The organism is Cellvibrio mixtus subsp. mixtus J3-8 (assembly GCF_000766945.1).
GTDB classification, from domain to species: Bacteria; Pseudomonadota; Gammaproteobacteria; order Pseudomonadales; family Cellvibrionaceae; genus Cellvibrio; species Cellvibrio mixtus_A.
Genome location: NZ_KN266211.1, coordinates 1 through 1533, shown reverse-complemented (window position 1 = coordinate 1533; position 1533 = coordinate 1). Strand labels below are relative to the sequence as shown.

2 protein-coding genes are annotated in these 1533 nt (G+C 40.3%); both read right to left on the bottom strand.

The annotated features are described in order from the left end of the window. Positions 1-243 precede the first annotated feature (243 nt). Positions 244-822 carry a hypothetical protein gene (locus A596_RS16250; protein WP_039916746.1) on the bottom strand — a complete coding sequence of 193 codons (579 nt, stop codon included), beginning with the start codon at positions 820-822 and terminating at the stop codon, positions 244-246. Positions 823-846: 24 nt separating this feature from the next. After that, positions 847-1533, bottom strand: a 687-nt coding sequence (locus A596_RS23150; protein WP_039916743.1) for a hypothetical protein, incomplete at its 5' end; no start/stop codon positions are given.

Below are 1533 nucleotides of genomic sequence, written 5' to 3'. Positions count from 1 at the left end.
CATGGCCGGTGAAACCATTTGAGGTTAAGAATGTTTCTGTTGGATTCCCCGGTGTCCAATCCGATTTTTGCCGCTCGCCCTAGATACCCCACGCGGCTAATGAATTGACCGAGCGCATTTTAGTTAAAAATGCCGCTAAAAAGCGGCACGCTTGATTAGATGCTTAGAAGACACTTAGTATTTAACCCGCCCAAGTGACGCAGAATTTAAAGATTATTTTTTAATACTTTTAATAAAGAGAAATTATTCAGAATGTCTTTGTGCAAAGACAAGCTTCTTTCTTTCCACTTCGCTAAGCATGTGCTCAACTGGCTTATACAAAGCAACTACTTTTGAGTATTCTTTTTTTTGCCAAGCTGCTTGCGCTTCACTTCTGACATCATCAAGCTTTCTTTTCATTTCTAGCTGAGTACATTCACTATTTCTTAGGTCAGATATACGCTTGAAACTAAACTTATTACCTAATAGGTAATCTTTTGCATTCAATAAAACAAGCGTAGCTAATTTAGAAACACATCGCTCAATTGCGTCAGGACTAGACACTTGAAAAGTACGATATTGTTTACCCTCAATAGCATTCTCAGTCCGCAGGAGTTCGCCTAAATTGAATGATCGTTCATTAACATTAAATAGAGCACTCAGCAATCCAATTTCAACATCTAATTCATATGATCGATTTGCATCATAATAAACACTCAAAAATACTTGATCACTTTCAAATCGAATTTGATAAGAATCTTTTTGAACCACAGAAAACCCATAATCAATAGTTAGAAAATTGAAATGTTTTAGCACTGCAGCATTAAAAATATCAGAGTTCATAAATTATCCCGTAATCATTTCATCCTATGAGCCTGGAGGGTAATACGCGCCTGCATTTGCGTCATATTTCCAACCTTTAGATTCTAGAAGTTTTCTTTCTGCATTCAGAAAGCCACCAGTATTAATTTGTTGACCTGTCTTAGAATCACGATAAGAATCATAAATTGGGTTACCCCTTTTCATCTGCTCACGCAAATGACCTGAGTTCTGTTTCCAATTTAATTTAGCACTTCCTTTGTCCGGTAGATGAAGCATAAAATCACCGCTTTTCCAACCATTAGTTTTGGTGGTTGACTGCTTCCCCCATTTAAAGAGTGCTAGACCTCCTTTTTCTTCAGACTTCGCAACACGTAATGCATCATTAACCTTAGTGACTGATCGAAACTTCCCACCCGGCCCCGGCGCAACAATTCCTGCAATTAATAGCGTCGACGATCCAACCACGCGCTCCGCCGCTGCAATATCCACCGCATCCTCAACAGAATCCCCAAGACATACAGCAAGAATACCGCACCCGGCACCGGCAAATGCGTTTCCTTCTATCGACGACATTATTCCTGTTGCTGGCGATTGCTGCGCAGCATAGTTCAGCTGGTCATTCAGCGTAAATTGCGGAACCTCAAATTTTTCATAACCGTTGTTGTAATCCGGACGGCTGTAAAAATCATTTCCATCACAGGTTTGCTGGGTGCTCATCCCCAGGTAATTGCC